Annotated in this window: 23 protein-coding genes; 8 read left to right on the plus strand and 15 right to left on the minus strand. The window is 73.1% G+C overall.

Going from position 1 to position 23,571, the window contains the following annotated elements:
• Nucleotides 1-112 precede the first annotated feature (112 nt).
• The 3 genes from dxs (at nt 113) to ACOJVX_RS06285 (ending at nt 3,968) form a co-directional block, all read left to right on the plus strand.
• Nucleotides 113-2,056: a 1-deoxy-D-xylulose-5-phosphate synthase gene (gene dxs, locus ACOJVX_RS06275; RefSeq protein ID WP_026418346.1), complete on the plus strand. Its 1,944-nt coding sequence runs from the start codon at nt 113-115 to the stop codon at nt 2,054-2,056.
• 69 nt (nt 2,057-2,125) lie between these two features.
• Complete coding sequence (locus ACOJVX_RS06280) at nt 2,126-2,839, plus strand: response regulator transcription factor (protein ID WP_035273061.1); 714 nt, start codon at nt 2,126-2,128, stop codon at nt 2,837-2,839.
• Entirely contained in the window at nt 2,820-3,968 is a 1,149-nt protein-coding gene (locus tag ACOJVX_RS06285; protein ID WP_026418347.1) for a sensor histidine kinase, read from the plus strand. Before ACOJVX_RS06280 ends, ACOJVX_RS06285 begins: the two co-directional genes overlap by 20 nt.
• 88 nt (nt 3,969-4,056) lie before the next feature.
• Here the strand turns inward: ACOJVX_RS06285 and ACOJVX_RS06290 are convergent, their stop codons facing one another.
• The gene (locus ACOJVX_RS06290) at nt 4,057-6,147 is read right to left on the minus strand and encodes a 3-hydroxyacyl-CoA dehydrogenase NAD-binding domain-containing protein (protein WP_026418348.1); all 2,091 of its coding nucleotides are present in this window, start codon (nt 6,145-6,147) and stop codon (nt 4,057-4,059) included.
• A gap of 32 nt (nt 6,148-6,179) precedes the next feature.
• On the minus strand, nt 6,180-7,415 hold the full coding sequence (locus ACOJVX_RS06295; RefSeq protein WP_026418349.1) for a thiolase family protein: 1,236 nt from the start codon (nt 7,413-7,415) through the stop codon (nt 6,180-6,182).
• A 255-nt stretch (nt 7,416-7,670) separates the two neighbouring features.
• Between ACOJVX_RS06295 and ACOJVX_RS06300 the strand changes: the two genes are divergently transcribed.
• On the plus strand, nt 7,671-8,096 hold the full coding sequence (locus ACOJVX_RS06300; RefSeq protein WP_026418350.1) for a hypothetical protein: 426 nt from the start codon (nt 7,671-7,673) through the stop codon (nt 8,094-8,096).
• 7 nt (nt 8,097-8,103) lie between these two features.
• Here ACOJVX_RS06300 and ACOJVX_RS06305 read toward each other — a convergent pair whose 3' ends face one another.
• The 3 genes from ACOJVX_RS06305 to ACOJVX_RS06315 form a co-directional block, all read right to left on the minus strand.
• On the minus strand, nt 8,104-9,393 hold the full coding sequence (locus tag ACOJVX_RS06305; RefSeq protein ID WP_418153363.1) for a ribonuclease D: 1,290 nt from the start codon (nt 9,391-9,393) through the stop codon (nt 8,104-8,106).
• A 92-nt stretch (nt 9,394-9,485) separates the two neighbouring features.
• Nucleotides 9,486-10,202: a response regulator gene (locus tag ACOJVX_RS06310; RefSeq protein ID WP_035272912.1), complete on the minus strand. Its 717-nt coding sequence runs from the start codon at nt 10,200-10,202 to the stop codon at nt 9,486-9,488.
• 580 nt (nt 10,203-10,782) lie between these two features.
• On the minus strand, nt 10,783-11,346 hold the full coding sequence (locus ACOJVX_RS06315) for a DUF3000 domain-containing protein (protein ID WP_030103941.1): 564 nt from the start codon (nt 11,344-11,346) through the stop codon (nt 10,783-10,785).
• 158 nt (nt 11,347-11,504) lie between these two features.
• On the opposite strand from ACOJVX_RS06315, the gene hemE reads away from it, so the two are divergent.
• Genes hemE through hemQ form a run of 3 tightly spaced genes read left to right on the plus strand, consistent with a single transcriptional unit; the run spans nt 11,505 to nt 14,792 of the window.
• The gene (hemE, locus tag ACOJVX_RS06320; RefSeq protein WP_026418353.1) at nt 11,505-12,596 is read left to right on the plus strand and encodes a uroporphyrinogen decarboxylase; all 1,092 of its coding nucleotides are present in this window, start codon (nt 11,505-11,507) and stop codon (nt 12,594-12,596) included.
• A 37-nt stretch (nt 12,597-12,633) separates the two neighbouring features.
• Entirely contained in the window at nt 12,634-14,097 is a 1,464-nt protein-coding gene (hemG, locus tag ACOJVX_RS06325) for a protoporphyrinogen oxidase (protein WP_422647323.1), read from the plus strand.
• Nucleotides 14,098-14,099: 2 nt separating this feature from the next.
• The gene (gene hemQ / locus ACOJVX_RS06330; RefSeq protein ID WP_030103944.1) at nt 14,100-14,792 is read left to right on the plus strand and encodes a hydrogen peroxide-dependent heme synthase; all 693 of its coding nucleotides are present in this window, start codon (nt 14,100-14,102) and stop codon (nt 14,790-14,792) included.
• A 21-nt stretch (nt 14,793-14,813) separates the two neighbouring features.
• Here hemQ and ACOJVX_RS06335 read toward each other — a convergent pair whose 3' ends face one another.
• The 3 genes from ACOJVX_RS06335 to ACOJVX_RS06345 form a co-directional block, all read right to left on the minus strand.
• On the minus strand, nt 14,814-15,482 hold the full coding sequence (locus ACOJVX_RS06335) for a hypothetical protein (RefSeq protein WP_026418356.1): 669 nt from the start codon (nt 15,480-15,482) through the stop codon (nt 14,814-14,816).
• Nucleotides 15,483-15,561: 79 nt separating this feature from the next.
• Nucleotides 15,562-15,984, minus strand: a complete 423-nt coding sequence (msrB, locus tag ACOJVX_RS06340) for a peptide-methionine (R)-S-oxide reductase MsrB (protein WP_026418357.1) — start codon at nt 15,982-15,984, stop codon at nt 15,562-15,564.
• A 57-nt stretch (nt 15,985-16,041) separates the two neighbouring features.
• On the minus strand, nt 16,042-16,374 hold the full coding sequence (locus tag ACOJVX_RS06345; RefSeq protein WP_081715350.1) for a hypothetical protein: 333 nt from the start codon (nt 16,372-16,374) through the stop codon (nt 16,042-16,044).
• A gap of 108 nt (nt 16,375-16,482) precedes the next feature.
• Here ACOJVX_RS06345 and ligD point away from each other — a divergent pair, with 108 nt between their 5' ends.
• Complete coding sequence (ligD, locus tag ACOJVX_RS06350) at nt 16,483-17,514, plus strand: non-homologous end-joining DNA ligase (RefSeq protein WP_418153365.1); 1,032 nt, start codon at nt 16,483-16,485, stop codon at nt 17,512-17,514.
• 304 nt (nt 17,515-17,818) lie between these two features.
• On the opposite strand, the gene ACOJVX_RS06355 is transcribed toward ligD, so the two are convergent.
• From ACOJVX_RS06355 to ACOJVX_RS06385, 7 genes are all read right to left on the minus strand, one after another.
• Nucleotides 17,819-19,390, minus strand: a complete 1,572-nt coding sequence (locus ACOJVX_RS06355; RefSeq protein WP_422647324.1) for an alpha/beta hydrolase — start codon at nt 19,388-19,390, stop codon at nt 17,819-17,821.
• Nucleotides 19,391-19,580: 190 nt separating this feature from the next.
• The gene (locus ACOJVX_RS06360; protein ID WP_418153367.1) at nt 19,581-20,663 is read right to left on the minus strand and encodes an ATP-dependent DNA ligase; all 1,083 of its coding nucleotides are present in this window, start codon (nt 20,661-20,663) and stop codon (nt 19,581-19,583) included.
• 240 nt (nt 20,664-20,903) lie between these two features.
• A complete protein-coding gene (locus tag ACOJVX_RS06365; protein ID WP_026418362.1) occupies nt 20,904-21,497 on the minus strand; it encodes a hypothetical protein in 594 nt (197 codons plus the stop codon).
• Nucleotides 21,498-21,537: 40 nt separating this feature from the next.
• Nucleotides 21,538-22,137 (minus strand): DUF6286 domain-containing protein, encoded by a 600-nt coding sequence (locus tag ACOJVX_RS06370; RefSeq protein WP_211237496.1) that lies wholly within the window; start codon nt 22,135-22,137, stop codon nt 21,538-21,540.
• A 2-nt stretch (nt 22,138-22,139) separates the two neighbouring features.
• Nucleotides 22,140-22,580, minus strand: a complete 441-nt coding sequence (locus ACOJVX_RS06375; RefSeq protein WP_103055601.1) for an Asp23/Gls24 family envelope stress response protein — start codon at nt 22,578-22,580, stop codon at nt 22,140-22,142.
• The gene (locus ACOJVX_RS06380) at nt 22,577-22,762 is read right to left on the minus strand and encodes a hypothetical protein (RefSeq protein WP_016697177.1); all 186 of its coding nucleotides are present in this window, start codon (nt 22,760-22,762) and stop codon (nt 22,577-22,579) included. Before ACOJVX_RS06380 ends, ACOJVX_RS06375 begins: the two co-directional genes overlap by 4 nt.
• Before the next feature lie 330 nt (nt 22,763-23,092).
• On the minus strand, nt 23,093-23,443 hold the full coding sequence (locus tag ACOJVX_RS06385; RefSeq protein ID WP_026418363.1) for a hypothetical protein: 351 nt from the start codon (nt 23,441-23,443) through the stop codon (nt 23,093-23,095).
• Between the last annotated feature and the right edge of the window lie 128 nt (nt 23,444-23,571).

A 23,571-nucleotide genomic window follows, 5' to 3' on the forward strand; every position in this document is an offset into this window, starting at 1 on the left:
GTTACCCGTCCGTAGACTGGCGCGACGTAGTTGACCGGCCGCACCCTGTCCGTGGGAGTACGCCCTCGTACCTGGACGGGGCTGGCGAACGGCACTGAATTGAGGTGGAGTGGTGACCCTGCTCGAGTCCGTGCACAGCCCGGCTGATCTGAGGAGAATGGAGCTGGGTGAGCTCCAGCGACTGGCCGAGGAGATCCGCTCCTTCCTCATCGAGAAGGTCTCGCGGACCGGCGGGCACCTGGGGCCCAACCTCGGGGTCGTGGAGCTGACCCTCGCCGTCCACCGCGTCTTCGACTCACCCCACGACCCCGTCGTCTTCGACACCGGGCACCAGGCCTACGTGCACAAGATCATCACGGGTCGTCAGGGAGGGTTCGACCGGCTGAGGAAGCGGGACGGGCTGTCCGGCTACCCGTCGCGGGCCGAGAGCGAACACGACCTGGTGGAGAACAGCCACGCCTCGACCGCGCTCTCCTACGCCGACGGGCTCGCCAAGGCCTACCAGCTCCAGGGCGCCCGCCGGCACGTCGTGGCCGTGGTCGGTGACGGCGCGCTGACCGGTGGAATGTGCTGGGAGGCGTTGAACAACATCGCCGGCGACGGCAACCGCCCGCTCGTGATCGTGGTCAACGACAACGGCCGGTCCTACTCGCCCACCATCGGCGGCCTCGCGGACCACCTGGCGTCGCTGCGCCTGCGGCCCGGCTACGAACGCGCCCTGGAGAGCGGGAAGCGCACCCTCCAGAGCATCCCCATGGTCGGCCGTCCGATCTACGCGGGTCTGCACGCGGCGAAACGCGGGCTCAAGGACGCCATCAGCCCGCAGGCCATGTTCGAGGACCTCGGGCTGAAGTACTTCGGGCCGGTGGACGGACACGACCTGGGCGCCCTCGACGCCGCCCTCCGCCGGGCCAAGGCGTTCGGTGGCCCGGTCATCGTGCACGCGGTCACCAGGAAGGGCACGGGCTTCGCCCCGGCCGAGAACGACACGGCCGACCAGATGCACTCCACGGGTGTGATCGACCCGGTCACCGGGGAACCGGCCACGGCCTCCGGCGGGACGAGCTGGACCTCGGTGTTCTCCGACGAGCTCGTGCGGATCGGGGCGGAGCGCCAGGACCTCGTCGCGATCACCGCCGCGATGCTCGGGCCGACCGGCCTGGACAGGTTCGCCTCGGCCTACCCGAAGCGGTGCTTCGACGTCGGTATCGCCGAACAGCACGCGCTGACCTCGGCCGCCGGTCTGGCGATGGCGGGCATGCACCCCGTGGTGGCGGTGTACGCGACGTTCCTCAACCGCGCCTTCGACCAGCTGCTGATGGACGTCGCGCTGCACCGGCAGCCGGTGACGGTCGTGCTCGACCGCGCCGGGATCACCGGCTCGGACGGCGCGAGCCACAACGGCGTGTGGGACCTGTCGATCCTCGGTGTGGTGCCGGGCATCCGGGTCGCCGCCCCCCGGGACGCCGACACCCTCCGTGAGGCGCTGCGGGAGGCGGTGCGGATCACCGACGGGCCCGGGGTGATCCGGTTCGCCAAGGGCGACGTCGGCGACCGGATCGAGGCCGTCCGGCGCGTCGGCCCGGTGGACGTCCTCCGGGAGGACACCGAGGCGGACGTCCTCCTGGTCGGCGTCGGTAGCTTCGCCGAACTGGCCGTCCGCGCCGCGCACCGACTGGCCGACCAGGGAATCGGGGTCACCGTGGTGGATCCGAGGTGGGTCGTGCCAGTACCCGAGGAACTGGTGGCGCTCGCGGCGGACCACCGGATGGTCGTCACGGTCGAGGACGGTGGCCGGCACGGAGGCGTCGGCTGGGCGCTGGCGGCGGCGCTGCGGGACGCGGAGGTCGATGTCCCCCTCCGCGACATCGGCGTGCCCCAACGGTTCCTCGACCACGGTTCCCGGGGAGAGGTGCTCGCCGAGCTCGGGCTCACCGACCAGGACGTCGCGCGCCGGATCACCGAGTGGGCCGCCGGGATCCTGGGTGAGGCGAGTGACTCGCCCGAGGTCGACGTCGCGGACCCGCAGCGGGTGCGGGACAGCGAGCGGAAGTGACATCGGTGACGCTGCCGCGGGCCGGGAAAGCCCAGCCCGCTCTCAGGTTCGTGTGGGACGGTTGGTGACGTGCGCATACTGGTCGTAGAGGACGAGCAGCCCCTGGCAGACGCGATCGCCCGGGGTCTGCGCCGAGAGGGCATGGCCGTTGACATCGCCTATGACGGTGAGTCGGGGCACGAGAAGGCGTCGATCACCAGATACGACGTCGTGGTGCTCGACCGCGATCTTCCGGGGCTGTCCGGCGACGAGTTGTGCCGGGAGATCCTCCGGTCTGGGGCACTGACGCGGGTCATGATGCTCACGGCGAGCGGCGAGGTGGAGGACCGGGTCGAGGGCCTGTCGCTGGGCGCGGACGACTACCTGGCGAAGCCCTTCGCCTTCCCCGAGCTGGTCGCCAGGATCCGCGCGTTGGGCCGGCGGTCCACGCCCCCGGTGCCGCCCCGGCTCACGGCCGAGCAGCTGGTGCTCGATCCAGCCTCCCGCACCGTCACCCGCAACGGTGAACAGGTCGACCTGACCCGCAAGGAGTTCGGCGTCCTGGAGGTGCTGCTCTCCGCCGGCGGTTCGGTCGTCAGCAGCGAGGAGCTGCTGGAGCGCGTGTGGGACGAGAACGCGGACCCGTTCACCACCACCGTGCGGGTGACCGTCATGACCCTGCGGAAGAAGCTCGGGGAACCGGCGGTGGTGGAGACCGTCGTCGGGTCCGGGTACCGGGTGCCGACCGCGGGAGTCGTGGAACCGGAGACCGACAGCGTCGCGGGTGCGAACACTGAACGCTGACCACCGCCCCGGCCGTCGAGGTCTCGGCCTCCGGGTCCGCATCACCCTGCTCGCGACCGGGCTCGTCGCCGTCGTGAGCGCGCTGCTCCTGTGGTTGGGCTGGATGCAGATCGGGCAGGCCCTCGCCGACTCGCCCCGGTTGCCGCGCGGTATGCGGGTCCGGGTCGACGGCGTCGAGGTCGAGGCGACCGAACTGACGACGCTGCTGCACGACCAGGCGAGGGACCGGGTCCTGGAGGTGGGGCTGCTGGCCTACCTGTGCGTCATCGCGGCGGCCTTCCTGCTCGCCTGGTCCCTCACCGGGCGGGTGTTGGCCCCGTTGCACAGGGTCACCGGCACGGCTCGTCGGCTGTCCGCCGAATCGCTGGAGGAGCGCATCGAGTTCGTGGGCGCGCGCGACGAGGTGGCGGAACTCGCTGACACCTTCGACGAGATGCTCGACCGGCTCCAGGCCGCCTTCGAGGCCCAGCGCCGGTTCGTCGCCAACGCGAGCCACGAGCTGCGCACGCCGCTGGCGGTGATCCGCACCGAGCTGGACGTCACCCTGGCCGATCCGGACGCGGACGTGGCGGAGCTCCGCAGGATGGCCGACGTGGTGCGGGACGCCACACGACGGGCGGAGCACCTCGTCACCGCGTTGCTGTTGTTGGCCCGCACCGACGCCACGGGGCTCAACGCCCGGGAGCCGGTGGACCTCGCCACCATGGTGGAGAGCGCGTGGCGCGCGGTGCGCGCCGAGGCCGCCGACCGGAAGCTCTCCGTCACCTTCGACACGGAGCCCGGCCTGGTGACCGGAGACCCGGCCCTGGTCGAGCGGATCGCCGGGAACCTGGTCGAGAACGCGGTGCGGCACAACGTGGAGGGGGGCTGGATCAGCGTGCGCACGAGCGGGGACCAGTCGGGTTCGCGGCTGGTGGTGTCCTCGTCGGGGCCGGTGGTCCCGCCGGAACGGGCGGCGCAGCTGCTCGAGCCCTTCAGCAGGGGCGGCGGCAGGACCTCCCACTTCGGCGCCGGCCTCGGCCTCTCGATCGTCCGGTCGGCGGCGGCCGCCCACGGCGGTCGTGTCGAGGTGGAGCCGGTGGACGGCGGTGGCCTCACCGTGACGGTGGAGTTCCCCGCCGCGCCCTGAGCCCGAGGGGGCGGCGGGACACGGACCCGGTGTCCCGGTGGGGCCGACGGTTCCCCGCCGACCCCACCGGAGTTGTCGACCGGAGTTCTCAGCCGGCCGCCGGGGACGCGACGCCCCTCGGGAGGAAGCGTTCCCCGTTGACCCGCTCCGCCACGCCGGTGCGGTCGAGGTACGGGGTGATCCCACCCAGCCAGAACGGCCAGCCGGCGCCGAGGATCATGCACAGGTCGATGTCCGCCGGCTCCGCGACGACCTTCTCCTCCAGCATGACGCGGGCCTCCTCGGCGAGCGCGGCCAGCGCGCGCTCCCGCAGCTCCTCCTCGGTGAGCGGCGCGTCACCCTGGTGCCAGAGCTCCGCCACCTCCGGGTCGAGCCGCTGCACGTTCCGCTCGTCCCAGGTCCACACCGCGGTCTTGCCGGCCGCCACGAACCGGCGCAGGTTCTCGCTGACCCCGAACCGGTCCGGGAAGGCGTCGTGCAGGGTCTGCGCGACGTGCGAGGCGACGGCTGGCCCGACCAGCTGGAGCAGGATCAGCGGGCTCATGGGCAGCCCGAGCGGTTGGAGCGCGCGGTCGGCGACCTCGAAGGGGGTGCCCTCGTCGATCGCGCCGATCACCTCGCCGAGGAACCGGGTGAGCAGTCGGTTCACGACGAAGGCCGGCGCGTCGGCGACGAGCACGCAGGACTTCTTCAGCTCCTTGCCCGTGCGCAGGGCGGTGGCGACGGTGGCGTCGTCGGTGTGCTGCCCGCGCACGACCTCCAGCAGCGGGAGGACCGCGACCGGGTTGAAGAAGTGGAAGCCCACGACCCGCTCCGGGTGTCGCAGTTCCGCGGCCATGTCCGTGATGGACAGCGACGAGGTGTTCGTGGCGAGCACCGCCTCCGGGGAGACGTGCTCCTCCAGCTCGGCGAACACGCGCCGCTTCAGCGACAGGTCCTCGAAGACGGCCTCGATGACGAAGTCGGCGTCGGCGAAGGCGGCCTTGTCCAGCGAACCCGTCACCAGGGCTCGGAGCCGGTTCGCCTCGTCCGGCGAGACGCGCCCCTTCGACAACAGCTTGTCCACCTCGGCGTGCACGTAGCCGACGCCCCGGTCGAGCCGTTCCTGGTCGACGTCGGTGAGTACCACGGGAACCCGCAGGCGGCGGACGAAGAGCAGCGCGAGCTGGCTCGCCATGAGCCCGGCGCCGACCACCCCCACCTTGGTGACGGGACGAGCGAGTGACTTGTCCGGGGCGCCGGCGGGACGCCGAGCGCGCTTCTGCGTCAGGTCGAACGCGTACAGGCCCGCCCGCAGCTCGTCGGACATGAGCAGCTCGGTGAGGCCCTCGGTCTCGGCCGCGTACCCCTCGTCCAGGGTGGCGTGGCGGGCCAGCTCGAGGAGTTCCAACGCCTTCGTCGCGCCAGGCGCCGCTCCCTGCGTCTTGGCCGCGACGAAGGCCCGCCCCCGGTCGAGGGCGGCGGTCCAGGCCTGGTCCCGGTCGATCTCCGGACGTTCGGGCCGAATCCGCCCCTCGAGCACCCCGGCCGCCCACCGCAGGGACTGCTCCAGGTAGTCGGCGGAGTCCAGCACCACGTCGACGACGCCGAGCGCCGCGGCCTTGGCGGGGCTGAGCCGGCGGTTCTGGTTGAGGGCGTTCTCCAGGATGACCGTGACCGCCGCGTCCGGCCCGATCAGGTTGGGCAGCAGTTGGGTGCCGCCCCACCCGGGGAACAGCCCCAGGAAGGTCTCGGGCAGGGCGAGCATCGCCGCGTTCGCCGCGACCGTGCGGTAGTGGCAGGAGAGCGCGAGTTCCAGGCCGCCGCCGAGCGCCGCCCCGTTGACGAAGGCGAAGGTCGGGATGGTGGACTCGGTGAGGCGGCGGAAGACCGCGTGCCCGGTGTGGGCGATCCACCGGGCCTGCTCGGCCGAGGTCAGCCGGGTGACGCCGGAGAGATCCGCGCCGACCGCGAAGACGAAGGGCTTGCCGGTCACCGCGATCGCGGCGGGCTCCGCGGCGAAGGCCTCGTCGAGCGCCGCGTCCAGGCTGAGCAGCCCCTGGGGGCCGAGGGTGGAGGGGCGCGTGTGGTCGTGCCCGTTGTCCAGGGTCACCAGGGCGATCGGTCGTTCGACGCCGGGCACGCGGACGAGCCTGGTCACCGACCTGGTCACGACCTCGTCCGGCATCGCGTTCCGCATGTCCTCGGCGGTGACCCCGCCCGTCGTGTCACTCACTTCGCGTCCCCGTTCCGTTCCCGACCGTCCCAGTGCGGGTTCTCCCAGATGACCGTGCCGCCCATGCCGATGCCGATGCACATGGTGGTGATCCCGTAGCGGACCTCGGGGCGTTCGGCGAAGTGGCGGCTGAGCTGGGTCATCAGCCGGACGCCCGAGGCGGCGAGGGGGTGGCCGCACGCGATCGCGCCGCCCCACGGGTTGACCCTGGGGTCGTCGTCGGCGATGCCGAAGTGGTCGAGGAAGGCCAGGACCTGGACGGCGAAGGCCTCGTTGATCTCGAACAGGCCGATGTCGTCGATCGTCAGGCCAGCCCTGGCCAGCGCCTGCTCGGTGGCGGGTACCGGCCCGACTCCCATCACCTCCGGGTCGACACCGGCGAAGGAGTAGCCGACCAGCCGCATCCCCACCGGCAGCCCGAGTTCGGTGGCCGTGTCCTCGCCGGCGATCAGCGCGGCGGTGGCCCCGTCGTTCAGCCCGGCGGAGTTGCCGGCGGTGACCCGGCCGTGCGGGCGGAAGGGGGTCTTCAGCGCGGCGAGGGCCTCGACGGTGGTGCCGGGGCGGGGCGGCTCGTCCTCGGTCGCCAGCCCCCAGCCGAGCTCGGCGGACCTGGTGGCCACCGGGACGAGGTCGGCGCTGATCCGACCGGTCTTGACCGCCTCGGCGAAGCGCTCCTGGCTGGTCGCCGCGTAGGCGTCGACCCGACCCTTGTCCAGGTGGGGGAACCGGTCGTGCAGGTTCTCCGCCGTCTGGCCCATGACCAGCGCGGAGGGGTCCACGAGCTTGTCCGCGAGGAATCGGGGGTTGGGATCAACGCCCTCGCCCATCGGGTGCCGGCCCATGTGCTCCACACCGCCGGCCAGCGCGACGTCGTAGGCGCCGAAGGCGATGCCGCCGGCCACCGAGGTCACGGCCGTCATCGCTCCGGCGCACATCCGGTCGATGGCGAATCCGGGCACCGAACGGGGCAGCCCGGCCAGCAGTGCCGCCGTCCTGCCGATGGTCAGTCCCTGGTCCCCGATCTGGGTCGTCGCGGCGATGGCGACCTCACCGACCCGCTCGGGCGGCAGTTGGGGATGTCGCCGGAGGAGTTCCCTGAGCGTCTTGACGACCAGGTCGTCCGCGCGGGTCTCGGCGTAGATGCCCTTCGGGCCGGCCTTGCCGAACGGTGTCCTCACACCGTCGACGAAGACCACGTTCCGAAGCGCACGCGCTGCAACGGCGTCGGCCACGGCGTGCTCCTTCTCCTCGCTGAGTGGGCCTGGGCGCGCTGCTCCGCGCCCGCTGACCGCGATGCTACCCGTCAGTAACCCAAACGCCAGGGTGGGCGGCGAAAAGATCGGGAAGCGGAGTCGGGCGGGTCGTTGGAGCGCTCCCATCGCGGGGCCTCCCCGCGCCGTGCCGTAGTGTGGCGACCCCGCAACGCGATCAGGGTGGCGGCACACGCCGCCCGACATCAGCCCCGCGTTCCGGAAAGGACAGACAGGGTGATCCTGCTCGACAACCGTTGGGCCGTCGCGGTGCCCGGCGACGACCTGGTGACCGGGACTCCATCGTTCACCGTGGTCACGGTCGACCGGCGGCAGTGGCGGGTCCTCCTGGTGCTGGGGGACAGCCCCGGGCGCGGGACGCTCAAGGTGACCACCCGCGCGGCGGAGACGGCCGCCCTGACCATCGGCAACGCCTTCCTCCCCGGAGCGCGCGGAGTGGGACCACTGGGCCAGGTGGACGGCGTCACCGCCGACGCCCGACCACGCTCCCTGGTGGTGCACCGCGCGCTCCGACGGCAGGCCCCCCTGGCCGTGTTGCGGCTCAACGGCCACCAGGCCACCCCTGCGCGGTTGGCCTACCCGGGGGACACCGCCGCCCGGCTGGCCGCGGCGCTCCAGCACGCCGCGGCCCTGCTCGAGTGATCCGCTGTCAGGCGGTGACCCGCAGCGCCTCGGTGAGATGGGACGCCGTGAGTTCCACCTGCCATTCGCGGGCGTTGCCCGCCCGCAGCGCCGCGCTCACCGCCTGGACGTCCAGCTGCTCCGGGGGCGTCCAGCACGTCCGGCGGACGAGATCGGGTTGGATGAGGTTCTCGACCGGCAGCCGCAGCCGCTCGGCGGTCTCGGTCAGCACGGCCCTGGCGGCGGAGAGCCGTGCCGCGGCCTCCGGGTCCCGGTCCGCCCACCGGTTCGGGGGTGGCGGGCCGTCCGAGGGCTGCGCCGGGCTGGGGAGCTCATCCGTCGGCAGCTCGGCCGCCGCCCGCAGGGCCGCCAGCCAGGTGTGCGCCCGCCGCCGCTGAGCCCGGCCCCGGAATACCGGCAGCGCCAACAGTTCGCGTTCCGTCTTCGGAGCAGCCTGCGCGGCCTCGATCACGGCCTTGTCCGGCAGGACCCGACCGGGGGCGATGTCCCGCGACTCGGCGACGGCGTCCCGGGCCAGCCACAGCTCGCGAACGGCCGCGAGCTGCCTGGGGGCGTGCACCCGGTGGATGCCCGAGGTCCGGCGCCAGGGCTGTGCGCGGGGCGGCGGAGGTGGGGCCGTGCGGACCCACTCGAACTCCTGCAACGCCCAGTCGAGCTTCCCCTGCCGGCGGAGTTCCTCCTCCAGGGAGTCCCGCAACGGCACCAGCAGTTCCACGTCGAGGGCGGCGTAGTTCAGCCAGTCCGCGGGCAGGGGACGATGTGACCAGTCGGCCGCGCCGTGTCCCTTCTCCAGCTCGTATCCGAGCTGCTGCCGCACGAGCGCCGCGAGCGACACGCGGGGGAAGCCGGCGAGCCGGCCGGCGAGTTCGGTGTCGAACAACGACGTCGGCCGCAGTTCCAACTCCGCGAGGCACGGCAGGTCCTGCGAGGCGGCGTGTAAGACCCATTCCGGCCCGGTGAGCGCCTCCCTGAGCGGGCCAAGCGCGTCGGCGACGGGGATCGGGTCGATCAGCGCCGTCCCCGCGCCCTCGCGACGGAGCTGGACCAGGTAGGCGCGATTGGAGTACCGGTAGCCCGAGGCGCGTTCGGTGTCGACGGCCACCGGGCCGGTGGCACCGGCCATCGCGGTGGCGACGAGCTGGAGCGCGTTGCGGTCGACGACAACAGGAGGCACGCCGTCGGCCGGGCGGCGCAGCGGTACCGCCGCGTTCTCGTCCGTGCCCTGAGCGTGTTTCCGGTTCTCACCGCCGCGGTCGCCGGGTCCGACCTCATCCGGGTTGGCTGGTTGAGCGTCCACGGGCGATGACCCTACGTGCCTCCCCCGTCCCCGGATCCCACAGGCACTGCTGGAAGGTGGGGATGGCACGGGTTCGTGCCATCCCCACTCCACTAGCGGATCACGCCCGCCCGCATGGCCAGCGCCACCATCTGCGCACGATCACCGGTACCGAGTTTGCGGCCGATGCGTGACAGGTGGCTCTTGACCGTGAGGGCGGACAGGTTGAGCGCCTCGCCGATCTCCTTGTTGGATCGGCCGTCAGCGACCAGCTGCAACACCTCGACCTCACGGGCGGACAACTCGCGAGGCGTGTTGTCGGTGCCCGGAACCCTGGTGCCCGCTGCGAGGACGGGCGCCACACTCGGGTCGGCGTACACCCCGCCGTCGAGGACCCGGCGAACCCCGTCGGTGACGACCATCGGCGAGGCGGACTTCAGCAGGTACGCCTGAGCGCCCGCCTGGAAGGCCGCCCGTACCGCGTACGGGTCGTCGGAGGATGCCAGGACCACGATCCGGGGCCAACCGTGGCCACGGAGTTCCGTGACCAGGTCGATGCCACTCCCGTCCGGGAGCCCGAGATCGAGGATCGCAAGGTCGCATGGTCCGGTGGCCAGAGCACGAGCTCTGGCTTCGGCCAGCGACGCCGCCTCGTGCACGGTGCCGGCGCCCATCTGCTGCAACCGGGCGGCGATCGCCTCCCGAAGCAGCGGATGGTCGTCCACCACCAGTACCGAGAACAGCTCTTCCCGCGGGTGCGGGACCATGTTGGCCGGCAACGCGCCGGCTGGCGTGGTTCGAACGGCCTGACCTAAGCCGACGGCAGCCACGTCACTACCTCCCTGGAGTCGGTCGTGCCCCCCGACCGGCACCGGGACTCTCGACCAATCAGCCGCGCCACTGATCGACCGAAAGTGGTGTCGACTCGGGCAGCGTAGCCGGCAAACTGTCCCAGCGGGACGATCGAGGCGGGATCTATCCCGATTGGGTTGTCACCTGGCCAGGAACTGATAACACGTTCGGGTGACGATGCGAGTGTTGGCTAACGCGAGCGGCCCGCGGGGCGACATTCCCTTTTTGATCGTGCGATAGGTGGACCTGGCGCCAGCGGATGGTGGTGCCTCGGCACCACCGAACAGCGCAGCCCGTCGGGGCGCGGCCACCACCGGGAATCCGGGGACGATCACGGCGGGCCGGTGTCCCGCCGGGTTCCATTCTGAGATCCCGCCCACTTTTCCGCTCGAGCGGGGTGCCCTCGACCAACCAGTCCCCGGGGGTCGCTCGGGGCCGACCCCGCCGAAGCGCGTCGAACGCCGGCGCCCGAGTCGACCAACCACGAGTGCCCCACCCCGGTGGTGCGACGGCACGACGGGCTGGGGCGCCACCGCGCCCGCCACCGCCGCGCGCCGATCAGGCGTGCGTGTCACCCCGGCGCGGGCCGAGCGTGGTCACCCCCACCGGCGGCAGGCCCACCGCGCTGGCGAGCAACCCGCACAGGGCGTCGCCGTGCGGGGCGAGATCGCCGCTGCCCGCCGTCCACGACCCCCGCAACTCCAGTTCGTGGGAACGGGTGGGCCCGGAGATGTCCCCGAAACGGACGGAGGACGTGACCGTCACGGTCCCCCCCAACGCGGAGAAGTCGGCCCCTCGGACCTCCAGCGCCTCGGTCAGCCAGGACCACCCGACCTCGGTCAGCAGTGGATCGGCGGCGAACTCGGGGTCCAGCTCCGCCTGCAGGTACACGACGAGCCGGAGCTCACCGCCCCAACCGCCGCTCTTCTCCGGATCGTGCAGCACGATCAGCCGGCCGGTGGCGAACTCGCCGGTCGGTCCCGTGACCTCCGCCGTCAGCGCGTACGCCCACGGGGCCAGCCGCTGGGGCGGGCGCACTTCCTCGAAGGTCAACTCGGGCCGTGGCCTCACCGACCGCAGCGTGGTCACCGCCAGCCGGAACACCTCGGGTACACCCGACATCCCGGTCACGGCTGGCGACTGTAGGTGCATCCGGCGACGGAATCCCGCAGGCGCGCCGAGAATCTCGCGGGCAGTCCGACACGACGTCCCGTTCGGAGCCCGGCACCCATCGAGGGCCGGTGCCGGGCGTGGCGGACGCATGGGACGATGGGGGTGCCATGACGAATCCCTCCACGGTCTCGACGCGTCGGGACCTCACCCAGAGCCCTCTGCTGGTCGCGGCCTCCGGCGGGGTTCCCGATCACACGCCCGTGTGGTTCATGCGTCAGGCCGGCAGGTCGCTGCCCGAGTACCGCGAACTGCGGGCGGGCGTTCCGATGCTCCAGGCGTGCCTGACACCGGACATGGCCTGCGAGATCACGCTCCAGCCGGTGCGCAGGCACCAGGTGGACGCGGCGATCCTGTTCAGCGACATCGTCGTCCCCCTGGCGGCGGCCGGCGTCGACCTGGACATCGTCCCCGGTACCGGACCGGTGATCGCCGAGCCCGTACGGGACGCCGCCGCGGTGTCCCGGCTGCCGCGCCTCGACCCGGACCAGATCGCGCCCGTGGCGGAGACGGTGCGGATGCTGCTCGGCGAACTCGGGCGGACACCGCTCATCGGTTTCGCCGGTGCCCCGTTCACCCTCGCCTCCTACCTCGTGGAGGGCGGCCCGAGCCGCAACCACGAGCGGACCAAGGCGATGATGCACGGCGACCCCGGCACCTGGCACGCGCTGCTGGCCCACCTCGCGGACCTGACCCTGCTGTTCCTCCGGGAGCAGGTGGCAGCCGGGGTGGACGCCGTGCAGCTCTTCGACTCCTGGGCCGGTGCCCTCTCGGTGCGCGAGTACCGCGAGTTCGTGCTCCCGCACAGCAGCAGGGTGCTGGCTGGCCTGGCCGGCATGGGCGTTCCCCGAATCCACTTCGGGGTGGGGACCGGTGAACTGCTGGGATCGATGCGGCAGGCCGGCGCCGACGTCGTCGGCGTGGACTGGCGCCTCCCGCTGGACGAGGCGGTGCGCCGGCTGCGGCTGGCCGACCCGGACGCCCCGCTCCCGGTGGTCCAGGGCAACCTCGACCCAGCCGTGCTGTTCGCCGGCGAGGAGGTGGCACTGCGGGAGACCGATCGGGTGATCACCGAGGGCCGGGCCGCCGCGGGGCACATCTTCAACCTGGGGCACGGCGTCCTGCCGGACACCGATCCCGGCGTGCTGACCCGGGTGGTCGACCACGTGCACGAGACCACCCGCCGCGACCCGGGGGCATGACCGTGGAGGGTGCCACTCCCGGCGGGACGCGTCGACCGTGACCCACTCGTCCGCGTCGCCCCGCGTCGCCGTCGTCGGAGGCGGAGTCGCGGGGCTCACGGCCGCCCACCGGCTGCGGAAGCGCCTCGGCCCCGACGCCCGGATCACCGTGATCGACCAGGGACGCGCGGTCGGGGGCAAGCTGCGGGCGGTGCCGGTGGGTGGCGTCCGGTACGACCTGGGCGCCGAGGCGTACCTGGCCCGGCGTCCCGAGATCGCCGACCTGCTGGGCGAACTCGACGTGGACGTCGACCTCGTCCACCCTTCGGGGGCCGCCCCCACGGTGCGCGCTGGCGGGCGCACGGTTCCGCTGCCCCGCCGCACCTTCCAGGGCCTCCCGGAAACCCCCCAGGCCGTGCGGGACGTGCTGTCCCCGGCGTCGGTCGAGCTGGTGGCATCGGAGGCCGACCAGCCTCCCGTCGACCTCGGGGGCCGGGACGTCTCCCTCGGCCGTCTCGTCCGGGAGCGGCTCGGTGACGAGGTGGTCGACCGGCTGGTGGATCCCCTGCTCGGGGGCGTGTACGCGGGCCGCGCCGACGACCTGGGCCTGCGGGCCACGATGCCGGGGCTGGCCTCCCGCCTCGATGAGGAACCCAGCACGCTGTTGGCGGCCGTCAGCCACCTGATGCCACCACCCGTCGCGGAGGGCCGGTCCCGCCCTCCGGTGTTCGCGACCCTGCGGGAGGGCCTTGCCACCCTGCCCGAGCTGTTGCTCGAATCCTCGGCCGCCGACCTCCGCCTCGGCCTCCCGGTCCGCGCCGTCGAACCCGCCACGAACGGGTGGCGCCTGGAGATCGGCTCCGCCGCCCGCCCCGAGTCGCTCTCGGTGGACCTGGTCGTCCTCGCCGTTCCCGCCCCCGCCGCGGCCCGGCTGCTGGCCGACGTCGCGCCTGGGGCGGCCGCGGCGTACCGGGAGGTCGAGCTGGCCTCGTCGGTCGTGGTGGGGCTGGCACTGCCGCCGGACACCGTGCTCCCCGACAGCAGCGGCGTCCTCGTGGCGGCGGGGGAGCGCCACGACGACGGCACCCCGTTCACGGCCAAGGCCTTCACCTACTCGAGCCGCAAGTGGCCGCACCTCGCCGGTGGCGGGGACGCTCCGGTGCTGGTACGCGGCTCGGTGGGCCGGTTCGGGGAGGCCTCCGCCCTGCGGCGGGGCGACGAGGAGATCACGCGGGGCGTGCTCGCGGACCTGACCGAGCTCCTCGGCACCCCGGTGCGTCCCCTGGACACCGCGGTCGTGCGCTGGGGTGGGGCGCTGCCGCAGTACGGGGTCGGTCACCTGGACCGCGTAGCGCGGATCACCTCGGGGCTCGACCCCGTCGTGGGGATCGCGGCGGCGGGCGCGGCCCTGGGCGGGGTGGGGGTCCCCGCCTGTGTGGCCAGCGGGAACGCGGCGGCCGACAAGGTGCTGGACGACCTCGACCAGCTGCGGGCCGCCCGGCCAGCCGGTGCGAGGATGTAGCCATGTCGCGGCTTGACTACCACGAACTGAACTCCACGATCCGGTACACGATGTGGTCGGTGTTCCGAGTGCGGGGCGGGAGCCTGCCCGAGGACCGCGCGGACGCGGCCACCGAGGCCCACGACTACCTGGAGTCCCTGCGGGCCCGGGGCGTCGAGGTGCGCGGTGTGTACGACGTCGCGGGCCTCCGCGCCGACGCCGACTACATGATCTGGTGGCACGCCGAGGAGGTGGAGACCCTCCAGGCGGCCTACACCGGTCTGCGGCGGACCGCGCTGGGGCGGGCCTCGGAGCCGGTGTGGAGCAACGTCGCGCTGCACCGGCCGGCGGAGTTCAACAAGAGCCACATCCCGGCGTTCCTCGCCGGGGAGGAGCCGCGCCGATTCGTCTGCGTCTACCCCTTCGTCCGCTCCTACGAGTGGTACCTGCTCCCCGACGCCGACCGGCGCCGGATGCTCGCCGACCACGGCAAGGAAGCACGCGACTACCCTGATGTGCGGGCCAACACCGTCGCCTCCTTCGCATTGGGCGACTACGAGTGGATGCTCGCCTTCGAGGCCGACGAACTGCACCGGATCCTCGACCTGATGCGCCACCTCCGGGGGACGGAGGCGCGGCGGCACGTGCGCGAGGAGACCCCCTTCTACACCGGGACCCGGGTGCCGGTCGGTGACCTGGTGGCCGCGCTTCCCTGACCTCGCGGCGGGGTCGGGTCCTCACTCGGCGAAGAACCGGCCCCCGCCGTCGACCCGCAGCACCGCCCTCGCCCCGCTGTCCTGGCACTGCCCGTCCTCGGCCAGGTCCCACGGGGTCAGCTCGATCGTCTCGTTGAGCAGCACGCCACCCCCGTTCTCGGCCAGCAGGACGCTCACCTCGGTCGGCACTGCCGACAGCTCGGGGATCGGGACGAACCCGGTGAGCTCCGTCCGTGCGCGCGGGTCCTCGCAGTCGGTGAGCGCGTCGAGCCGCCCACCCGCGGTGACCTCGCCCTCGGACAGGACGGGGGGTTCGGGTGCCTGCCACGAGAAGCGCGGGGTGGTCTCGGCGCCATGACCGGGCGGGGACGCGTCGGCCGGCACGGGCGAAGGCGGTTCGTGACGGGCTTCCGGGGTGTCGGTCGGGCGGCCGGGAGGAGCGCAGTCTGTGGACGTGGTCGCGCTCCGCACGAGTCGTACGGACTCGGAGGTGCAGTAGTCCTGCCAGCACACGTCCAGTTCGGCGGCCGCGACCCTGGCTCCCAGGGGCGGGTTGATCCGCAGTTCCACCCCGGGGGCCGCCTCGGTCCGCGCGCACGAGAGGGCCCCCGTCGCGGGGGCGGTGGAGGCGCAGCCGGCGAGGACCGTGGCCCCGAGCACCACGAAGGCCGAGCGGAGAATCCCAACCATGGCCGTAGGACGACTGGTGGGGGGACCACCGTTGCCCGGTGTGGCCATGTTGTGATGTTGGGTGCGCCGGCGGGCCCGGCTACTCGTCCTCGACCAGGCGCAGCGAGATGCTGTTGATGCAGTACCGCTGGTCGGTGGGCGTGTCGTACCCCTCGCCCTCGAAGACGTGCCCGAGGTGGCTGTGGCAGGAGGCGCACAGGACCTCGGTGCGGAGCATCCCGTGCTTGCGGTCCTCGCGCAGGATGACCCGATCGCCCGCCATCGGGGAGAAGAACGACGGCCACCCGCAGTGGGAGTCGAACTTGGTCGAGCTGCGGAAGAGCTCGGCTCCGCAGGCGCGGCACTCGTACACGCCCGTGGCCTTCGTCTCGACGTACTCCCCGCTCCAGGGGGGCTCGGTTCCGGCCTGTCGCAGTACCGCGTACTCGACCGGACCCAGTTCCTCGCGCCACTCCCGCTCGGACTTCACGACCCGAGGGGTCGCACCGACCACCGGTTCCATGCCCCTAACGCTAGTCGCACGGGCAAGCGGACGCTGGTCGGAGGGCGGAGACCCCTGTCACGCCCCGCCGCCGAGCAGGAACCCGAGCAGGGTCCACGCGGCGAGCGCGAAGAACAGCAACATCAGCCACACCAGGGCCACCGCGAGGGCCCGCCGTCCACCTCGCGCCCTGTTCGCCGAGTCGGTGAACTCGGTGACAGCCCGGAGCGACCCCTCCACCGTCATCGTCGGACCCGGTCGGGACATGCGGTCGAGGTGCTCGGCGAAAGCCCTGACCTCGGGGTCGTCCGGGTCGAGCCCCACGAGTTCGTCCCGGAGGCGGTCCGTGCCGTTGCCTGGCACGTCACGTCCCTCGTCGGGGTCCTCGGCACCGAACCAGGTGTCGCGCATACGTCCACGGTAGCGAGTGGCGGCCACCTGGCCACCCGTTCGGCGATGGCGGGGCGGACGGGCCGTCGTGCCCGGCCGGGCGGGCCAACTCCTCGTACGGTGGACCACATGGCGACCGAGGCTCGTGAACTGGCGGTCGGTGAGCGGACGGTTCGGGTGACCAACCCGGACCGGGTGCTGTTTCCCGAGGTCGGAGTGACCAAGCTCGACCTCGTCGAGTTCTACCTGGCGCTGGGTGATGCCGTGCTGCGCGCCGTCCACCACCGGCCCACCACCCTGCGCCGGTTCCCCTCGGGCGTCGACGGCGAGTCGTTCTTCCAGAAACGCGTGCCCCGAGGCGCCCCCGACTGGGTCGACACCGTCCGCATCCGCTTCCCCAGTGGTCGCAGCGCCGACGAGATCTGCCCGACCGAGGTCGCCGTGCTCGCATGGGTGGCCAACCTCGGGGCCATCGAGCTCCACCCCTGGCCCGTGCGCCGCGACCGGGTCGAGCAGCCGGACCAGCTGCGGGTGGACCTGGATCCCCAACCCGGAACGGGGTTCGCCGACGCCGTCAGGGCGGCCGAGCTCACCCGGGAGCTGCTCGCCGAGCTGGGGTACCCGGGCTTCGTCAAGACCTCCGGTGGCCGAGGCCTGCACGTCCTGGTCCCCATCGAGCCGGAGTGGGAGTTCGTGACCGTGCGGCGAGCCGTGATCGCCCTCGCCAGGGAACTCGCCCGCCGCGAACCGGAGCTGCTCACCACGTCGTGGTGGAAGGAGGAGCGGGGGCGGCGGGTGTTCGTCGACTACAACCAGGCCGCCCGCGACCGCACGATCGTCGCCGCCTACTCGGTACGGGCCAGCCCGACGGCGACGGTGTCGACCCCGGTGAAGTGGGACGAGCTCGGCGAGGTCGACCCCCGGGACCTGACCACCCGCACCGTGCCCGGCCTGGTGGCCCGGCGCGGCGACCCCCACGCCGACCTGCGCTCCCACCCGAGCCGACTCGAGACCCTCCTCGAACTGGCGGACAGGGACGAACGTGACCACGGCCTGGGCGACCTGCCCTATCCACCCGACCACCCCAAGATGCCGGGGGAACCGGCGCGGGTGCAGCCCTCCCGCGCGAGGGGGCGAGGAACCGCCGATCGGGAGGCCTGACGGGGACCGGTCCAGGTCATCACCGAAACGGTTCAGGCGACTACGTTGGGTATGACCGCCGGCGTGAAAATGACCTCCTCGGTTCATCCGAGCAGCGGTCCCCGACGGGGTGCGAGCCCGGCGACGATCGACGAGGTGGCATTTTCGCGTTCCCGTTAGGAGGCTGACATGGAGATCACGACCAGCCACGCGCCCAGCCAGGGTGGTTGCAGCTGCTGTTCCGGGTGCACCGGCCCCGGCTGCGGCTGCTGCGCGGGCTGCTGAGCCCGTTCACCCGGTCAGCACGGCGTTGGATGTGCCCACCTCACGGTGGGCACACGACGTCGTTCTCCGGTGCCTCGCCGTCCACCAGGAAGGAGACGGCGGCGTCGGTCACGCAGGACGACCGCGCCAGCCCGCCGTGGCCGGTGCCCTGCCAGTCGACCAGGACCGCGCTGTCGAACCGCCCGGCCATCCGACGGGTCGCCGGGCCCGGGGTCACCGGGTCCGTCGCCGTGCTGACCACCATCACCGGCGGCGCGCCCCGAACCGTGTCGCCCTCGGTCCCCTGGTACGGCACCGGCCAGGCGGTGCAGTGCAGCAGTTCCTGGGCGAACAGCCCGCCGAAGGTCGGGTAGTCGGCGTGCCACTCCTCGCTGAGCTCGGCCACCTGGTTCGGCGGTAGGCGCAGCGCGGAGGCATTGCACCTGGTCACCAACGAGGCATCGAACCTGGGCGGGTCCAGCGGACCCTCCCACAACGTGTCCCGCAGCCGGGTGCCCAGCGGCACTCCGTCCCCGTCCCGGGCGGCCGCGACCGCCTCGGCCACCTCGGGCCACTCCTCCGGCACCGCGAGCCCGTCGAGGAGCACCCGGGTCAGGGTCCCGGGAGTGATCATCGCGTCGGAGGTCAACAGCGGCTCCCGGCGCAGCACTTCCGCCAGTTCCGCCACCGCACCGCCCGGGTCGGGACCGAGCGGGCAGTCCGCCCGCGCCGCGCACGACGAGGTGAACGCCTCGAACGCGCGTTCCGCCGTGGCCGCCCGCTCCTCGGCCCGGGCCAGGGCGTCCGAGCTCAGGTCCGGGACCCCGTCCAGGACCACGCGCCCGACGTGGTCGGGGAACCGCTGGGCGTAGGAGACCAGCACCTCCGACCCGTCCCCCCGTGCGATCGCGTTGATCCGGGACATCCCCAGCTCCAACCGGAGGACCTCCAGGTCACCGGCGGTCCGCGCCGGGTCGAAGGCCCGTGCCCGGTACTCGAGCAACCAGGTGCACTCCTTCGCGGCCGACGACGAGGAGGAGTGCAGGGAGTCCTGGCCGGCCACGTCGGTGACGGCGGGGTCGAACCCGACCATGTTCTCCCGGTCGTCGCCCCTGACGGAGCTGATCGGGTCGGACATGCCCGTGCCGCGCCGGTCGACGCCGATGAGCGAGAAGGTCTCCAACAGCTCGGCCGGCAGCGCCTCGGCCAGGCGCGCCGCGTACAACGAGCCCGGCGCCCCGCCGACGTCGTTGAGCACGACGAGGGGGACGGCACCGGTACCCACGCGCAGGACGTGGGTCGTGGCGGTGCCGAAGTTCGGTTGCTCCGGTGAGTCCAGGGGGCCCGTCACGCTGCCGCACTCGTAGGACCTGGTCTCCGCTTCCTGGGGCAGCCCGAGCCGTTGCCGAGTGTGCTGGGTGCAGTCGGCCCAGTGGATGGTGTGGGCGCCCGGCTCCTCCAGCGGGGGCAGCGGTACGGGGTCGGTCCCGGGTTCGACGGTCACCGAGCGGTCCGGGTCGGCGGCCACCGCCACCGGGGGTGGCGTGGACGCACCCGCCGAACACGAGGTCGCCGCCACGACGGCTGCGAGCGTCAGCGCCAGACCCACCGCGTGGCTTCGGGTGCGCGGCACGTGTCCTCCCCCGATCGGAACCGTCCTCCGCTGGTCGCCGGGCTCGGGTGGTCGGGCATCCCGTGCCCGACCACGTCCCGGTTGACGCAGAGACTACGCAAGACGCTCCCAGCGACCGGGTAACAGGGCGGTGAGCGGTCCCGAGGCGACACCCGGATGTCCTCGACCGGTGCCCGCGCGGCGGCCGAGGTCAGGGGGAGCCACGAACCTCCCCCCGGAGCACGGAGGCCAGGTCGAACCGCACGGGTTCATCCAACTGGTCGTACCCGCAGGTCACCGGGTCCCGGTCGGGCCGCCAGCGCAGGAAGCTCGTGGTGTGCCGGAACCGAGCCGGGTGCGCCCCCTCCAGGTGGTCGTAGCCCACCTCGACGACCCGCTCCGGCCGGAGCGGCTGCCACGGCTGCTCGGTGGATCGCCACCGGCTGATCTGGCCGGGCACCCGGCGGCCCTCGCCCGCCTCCGACGACCACGGGTGGTCGGAGGGCTCGACTGCCAGCGGCATCAGCTCGGTCGCCAGCGCGCGTCGACGCGCGGCGGTGAACGTCGCGCACACCCCGACGTGGTGCAGCACAGCGTGTTCGTCGTACAGGCCGAGGAGCAGGGAGCCCACCGCCGTCCCCGGTTCGGTTCCCTTGTGCCAGCGCAGTCCCCCCACCACGCAGTCGGCGGTGCGCTGGTGCTTGACCTTGAGCATGACGCGCTGACCGGGCTGGTACCGGTCGGTCGCGGCCTTGGCGATCACCCCGTCCAGACCGGCTCCCTCGAAGAGCTCGAACCACCGCCGCGCCGTCCCCCTGTCCCGGGTGGCCGGGGTGAGGCGCACCCCGCCGGTCGAGGCGGGCACCATCCGTTCCAGCGCGGCCCGGCGGGCCTCGAACGGTTCGTCCACCAGGAGCCCGTTCGCGTCGGCGAGCAGGTCGAAGGCGACGAAGGTGGCCGGCGTCCGTTCCGCCAGTGCCCGAACCCGGGACTCGGCGGGGTGAATGCGTTCCGACATCGCGTCGAAGTCCAGCCGGTCGCCGACCGCGACCACGAGCTCCCCGTCGACGACGGCCCCGGCCGGGAGCCGATCGCGGACCTCCCGCACCACCTCCGGGAAGTACCGGTCCAACGACTTGCCGGTGCGGGACTGGAGGACGACGTCCTCGCCGTCCCGGAACACCAGGCAGCGGAAGCCGTCCCACTTGGGTTCGAAGAGGTAGTCCCCGGCGGGCAGATCGGCGACCGGCCTGGCGAGCATGGGAGCGACGGGAGGAGCCAGCGGGAGCGCCATGTCCCCATCGTGGGACCGGCGGCTCCGTCCCGCATGTCGCCCCGTGCTCTGGGGCCCCGTCACCCGGCCCGGCTGGCCGCCTGGGGCCGCGCGGTGGTGCGCGCGGACCCGGCCCTGCCCCTGCCCCTGGGGCGGACGGCCGCCACCACGTCAGCAGCGGGAGCGAGGTGGGGTCCGCCGGTCCTCCGATGCGCCGCGCGCCCGTCCTGGTGGCTCTGCCCGGCGACCGCTGCCGGGACCTCAGCGGACCCGGTGCCGCTCCGCCGCGTCCAGTTCCAGGTGGACCGCCGCCGGCAGCCGTTCCAGCCCGAGCGCATCCCTGGCCCGGGCGAGTACCCGGTTCTCCAGCGCGCTCCACACCATGCGGATGTCGGTGCCCCGGCGCAGGGCCAGCAGGAGCCGCAAGGCCGGCCGCTCCTGGCTGCCCACGAGGGTCACCCGAGCCCTGGACACCCCGTCGATCCCCCGCGCGTCGTCCTGGACCGCCTCCGTCACCGCGCGGGCCGACACCCGGAGCTCGCCCTCCGCGTCGTCGAATTCCACGTCCGGGTGGTGCTCCGGGCGCGACGCCCGCAGCGCCCAGCGCACGCCGAGCACCAGGAGGACGAGCCCGAGCAGGACGGCGAGCAACCGACCCAGGACCCCGGAGCCGCCGAGCCAGTCGACCGCGACCGGGTCGGCCACCGGTCGGGTGGCGCGGTCGGCGCCCAGCCAGCCGGCCCCCACGACGAGCGCGAGGAGCCCGGCCAGCAGGGCGAGGGTGCCCACGACCGCCGTCACGGTGCGTTCCGTGGTGGCGGGCCGGGCGACGGCGGCGTGGGAACTCCTGCTCATGACAACTCCTCGCGATGGGATGGGGGGCGGGTGTTCGCCGTCAGGACCCCGGCCGCAGCCCGGGCGCCGCCGGACGTGACCCCGACGGCTCGGGGTGGCGTTCCCGGCGTTCCCGGGAGGAGTCGATGGTGACGGTGACGCGCGGCTTCTCCCGCAGGGGCAGGTCGTCCACCAGGTCCCGCACGATCTCCAGCAGCCGCGCGCGCAGGGTGTCGTCGCCGTCGGTCGGGGCGGCGGCCGCTCGGACCGTGACGTGCGCCCGGGTGGCGGTGACGGAGGCCGAGCGCACCCCGGTCTCGGCCCGCACGCGGTGGCCCACCACGCGGGCCAGGGAACGGGACGACGTCGTCACCGTGACGTCCGGTGCGGGGTCGTGCAGGGCGAGGTGGTGTCGCCGGGCGGCGGCCGAGAGCAGGACCAGGAGCAGACCGGCGAGTGCGACCAGGGCCGCGGTGACGCGTGGGCCCGTGCCCTGCCAGGTGAGGGTGGAGGCCTGGTCCAGCCACTGGGGCCAGGGGATCCACAGCGGCGCGGAGGCCGGCCGCCACCACGCCCACAACACCTCGATGACGGTCAGGGCGCCGACGACCGCGACGGCGACCCCGATGAGGGTGGTGAGGATCCGGATCAGTGCGCGCATGTCTACTCCACCCGTGCCGGGGACACGCCCCGCAGGGCGACGATCCTGACGTCCACCGTTCGCGTCTCCCTGCCGGTGGCCCGGAGCAGTCCCGCGCGCACCCGTTCCCGGATCTCCGCCACCGCTGACCGCACCCGGCACGGGTAGCGGAGGGCGACGTCGAGCCGCAGGTGGAGCCCGTCCCCCGGGTCGGTGATCCGGACCTTGGCGCCCCCGTGCCCGCCCCCGCCCGAGGGGAGCACGGTGGGCGACTCCCCGACGGCCTGGCGCGCCACCTTGCGGAGCACCTGGTCCTTGATGGTGAGGGTCCCGCGTTCCCCGGCGTCGTCGGGCGGCGTGCGCTCGACCCGCGAGGGGCGGTCCTCAACCCCGGGTCCGGCCCCCTCGGATCCGGTGGGCCGCCTTGGGTTCGCCCGGTCGAGTCGGTGCGCGCCCGGCGTCACCGGTCCCGCCCCCGGCCGCGTTCGAACATGCCGCCGAGGTCGAGTTCACCGTCGAGGACCCGGCCGATCACGAGACCGATCAACCCGACGACCAGGGCGGCGAGGAAGGCGGCGAAACCGCCGATGGCGCCGGCGGCGCCGAGGATCAGGCCGGCCAACAGGCCGGTTTGGGTGGCACTCATGCGGGTCTCCTTGCTGGTCGACTTCGGTGCGGCGCTTCGGTCGCCGCTCCGCGCTGCGGGCGCCTGGTGGAGGTCACCGCACCCTGGCGTGGTGGCGTCGCCACCACCACCGGCGGAGGCACCGTCCGCACCGGACCGGGAACGACCGGTGGCGGAACGCGGTGACCACCACGGGTGGGTGGGAACGCGGGTCGGTGCCGTCGAGCCGGGGCGGGAGTCCGGCGGAGAAGGCCGCCGGGTCACCACCGGCGTCGGGGTGGTGCGCGCGGACGAACGCTCGTCGTGCGGCCCGCCAGTCAGCGGACCGAGGCGTTGACCGTTCGGGCACGGTCACCTCCCGCTGGCGACGCGCGGCGCGGGTGGTTCCGTCGAGACCACGACGTCGGCGACGGTGACGTCCACCGGCACGTCCCCCACCACGGTCCGGGCCAGGGAACGCAACTCCCGGACCACCTGCGGGATCGAGGCTCCGAACCGCAGGACCACGGCGATGGCGACCGGTTCACCCGCCTCTCCCACGGCCACCCCGCGTATCCGGGCGCCGGGCAGGAGGGTGTCGACGGCGGAGGTCCGGCTCTCGTCCAACCGTTCCACCGCCGGGTGGGACAGCACCTCCTGGCGCAACCGCTCCGCGCGGCCGCGAGTGTCGTCGTGCTCGTGCCTGGCTGGTGTTGGCTGCATGGGTTCACGCCCCCGGTCCGGTGTCTCCCGAGGTCACCGCTCCGATCCGGTGACCGTCGGCACCGGGATCACCGGTGCCCCTCGGACCGCGCCCTCCCGGACCGAGGCTCCCGACCGGGCCGGCGCGT

The organism is Actinoalloteichus caeruleus (assembly GCF_049311605.1).
GTDB lineage: Bacteria > Actinomycetota > Actinomycetes > Mycobacteriales > Pseudonocardiaceae > Actinoalloteichus_B > Actinoalloteichus_B caeruleus.

Bases quoted from the DNA above. Each gene is read 5' to 3' on its own strand.
- ACOJVX_RS06290 (WP_026418348.1), bottom strand. From the start codon at position 6,147: ATGCGGAACGCGATGCCGGACGAGGTCGTGACCAGGTCGGTGACCAGG.
- ACOJVX_RS06315 (WP_030103941.1), bottom strand. From the start codon at position 11,346: ATGTCGGGTGTACCCGAGGTGTTCCGGCTGGCGGTGACCACGCTGCGG.
- hemE (WP_026418353.1), top strand. From the start codon at position 11,505: ATGACGAATCCCTCCACGGTCTCGACGCGTCGGGACCTCACCCAGAGC.
- hemQ (WP_030103944.1), top strand. From the start codon at position 14,100: ATGTCGCGGCTTGACTACCACGAACTGAACTCCACGATCCGGTACACG.
- ACOJVX_RS06335 (WP_026418356.1), bottom strand. From the start codon at position 15,482: ATGGTTGGGATTCTCCGCTCGGCCTTCGTGGTGCTCGGGGCCACGGTC.
- msrB (WP_026418357.1), bottom strand. From the start codon at position 15,984: ATGGAACCGGTGGTCGGTGCGACCCCTCGGGTCGTGAAGTCCGAGCGG.
- ACOJVX_RS06345 (WP_081715350.1), bottom strand. From the start codon at position 16,374: ATGCGCGACACCTGGTTCGGTGCCGAGGACCCCGACGAGGGACGTGAC.
- ligD (WP_418153365.1), top strand. From the start codon at position 16,483: ATGGCGACCGAGGCTCGTGAACTGGCGGTCGGTGAGCGGACGGTTCGG.
- ACOJVX_RS06360 (WP_418153367.1), bottom strand. From the start codon at position 20,663: ATGGCGCTCCCGCTGGCTCCTCCCGTCGCTCCCATGCTCGCCAGGCCG.
- ACOJVX_RS06365 (WP_026418362.1), bottom strand. From the start codon at position 21,497: ATGAGCAGGAGTTCCCACGCCGCCGTCGCCCGGCCCGCCACCACGGAA.
- ACOJVX_RS06370 (WP_211237496.1), bottom strand. From the start codon at position 22,137: ATGCGCGCACTGATCCGGATCCTCACCACCCTCATCGGGGTCGCCGTC.
- ACOJVX_RS06380 (WP_016697177.1), bottom strand. From the start codon at position 22,762: ATGAGTGCCACCCAAACCGGCCTGTTGGCCGGCCTGATCCTCGGCGCC.
- ACOJVX_RS06385 (WP_026418363.1), bottom strand. From the start codon at position 23,443: ATGCAGCCAACACCAGCCAGGCACGAGCACGACGACACTCGCGGCCGC.